The following is a 1,112-nucleotide window of genomic DNA, read 5'->3' as shown; positions in this document are numbered from 1 at the left end:
ACGCGCCCGAGGCCGCGATGCCCCTCGACCGGCTGCGCACCGCGAGCGGCTCGGACGGCTTCCGGCCCTCGCTGCGCTACGAGGGCGCCGACGTGCGCGGCCTGATCGCCCTCGCACTCGCCGGGCACGGACTGACCCTGCTGCCGGAACCGGCACTGGACGGCGTGGCGGCCGGGGTTCCGGTGCCCCGGCTGGTCCACCGCGTCGAACTGCTCCACGGAGGCCTGACCGACGGCCCGGCCGCACTCTTCGCCGCCGCGCTCACCGGCTGACCCGAGTACGGCTCACCGGCGCGATCGCCCGCGCGACGGGACGACCGCTGGCCGGTCGTCTCTGTCGCCTGGCGATCGAGTCCGCGCTCGCCGGGCCCGACTGCACGCCGTCGCCGAGGAGGGCATCGCCCTCCGCGACATCGCCGCGGTGATCGGCCGCCGTCGATAAGGTGCGAAACCAGACGAAAATAGGGGCCCATCGGGCAATGGAGTGATTCGGGGTAGCTCGGCAGGATTTCTGGCTAAGATCACTGCGCCTGGGGTCAACGGTGATCACCAGGGTCCAAGAAGGGCGAAGATGAAAGTTCTTCTGAAACTGGGCGCAGTGGCGATCCTGACGCCCACGGTGCTGGTGGCACCGGCGCCCCGGCCGGAGAAGCAGGCGACAACGCCGCAGGGCACGCGCGTGATCGCCGTGGCGGAGACGCACATGACCGCCGTGCCGCTGACCCACATGACGGCTCTCCCGGGTACGCACATGACCGTTTTCCCGGGCACGCACATGACCGCACTGCCGGTTACGCACATGACTGCACTTCCTGGCACCTCTATGACCGCTCTACCGGTCATTTCTATATAAGGCCCGCATAGCGGACAGAATTCGGTGTGACCTCATCGGTCCCGTGGGGCTTACCAATCCTGAGGATGTGCGCGCGCGCCGCTGCGACGAGTGTCGGTTGCAGCGGCGGCGGGTCGCCGGTCCCCGGCGATCGGCGGCCAGGGAGGTGGGCATGCCGAAAGGGCCGGAAGAGCCGCGTGCCTGGCCACGGGATCCGGGTGGCAGGGCCTCGCCGCGAGCCGCCGATCGCGAGCAGGGCGACTGGCCGCGCGAGGCCGGCG

At 70.5% G+C, this 1,112-nt stretch carries 1 protein-coding gene and 1 pseudogene; both read left to right on the top strand.

All coding sequences use genetic code 11. The annotated features are described in order from the left end of the window. A pseudogene (locus ACFFNX_RS50800) lies at nt 1–272 on the top strand (LysR family transcriptional regulator); the annotation flags it as partial. Nucleotides 273–570: 298 nt separating this feature from the next. Beyond that, nucleotides 571–852 (top strand): hypothetical protein, encoded by a 282-nt coding sequence (locus ACFFNX_RS50795; protein WP_378213680.1) that lies wholly within the window; start codon nt 571–573, stop codon nt 850–852. Nucleotides 853–1,112: the final 260 nt, after the last annotated feature.

The organism is Actinoallomurus acaciae (assembly GCF_042429965.1).
In the GTDB taxonomy this organism is placed as follows: domain Bacteria; phylum Actinomycetota; class Actinomycetes; order Streptosporangiales; family Streptosporangiaceae; genus Actinoallomurus; species Actinoallomurus acaciae.
This window is presented reverse-complemented; position numbering and strand designations above follow the sequence as displayed.